Origin of the sequence: Microtetraspora sp. NBRC 16547 (genome assembly GCF_030268965.1) — a bacterium.
Taxonomy (GTDB): Bacteria; Actinomycetota; Actinomycetes; order Streptosporangiales; family Streptosporangiaceae; genus Microtetraspora.
Window position 1 is genome coordinate 1 of the sequence record NZ_BSSE01000113.1, and the last position, 353, is coordinate 353.

The 353-nt window shown below is 67.7% G+C and carries 1 protein-coding gene; it reads right to left on the minus strand.

Annotation, left to right across the window (positions count from 1 at the left end):
* Window positions 1-353, minus strand: a 353-nt coding sequence (locus QSK17_RS35830; protein ID WP_285711147.1) for a zinc ribbon domain-containing protein, incomplete at both ends; no start/stop codon positions are given.

A 353-nucleotide genomic window follows, 5' to 3' on the forward strand; every position in this document is an offset into this window, starting at 1 on the left:
AGGCAGCGTCACGGTGCCCGCACTGGTGGCAGGTCTGCGACGTGCCCGGGGCGGGAACCTTCACCACCAGCCCGCCGCGATCACGGGTTTTGTACTCCAGCAGGGTGACTGTGCGACCCCACGCCTCACCGGCGATGGCGCGGTTCAGCCCTGCCTTCTGCGTCACGTTCCGGCCGGGTTGTTCGACCGTGCCCCTGGCAGAGCGGACCATGTTCGTAATCTTCAAACCCTCCACCACGACCACGCTGAAGGTGCCGGCGAGTTCGGTGGTGGTCTGGTGCTGCCAGTCCAAGGCCCGACGCTTGGCTGTCGCGCGGGCCTTGGCGATCTGGCCGTAGGTGCGGCTCAGCCGT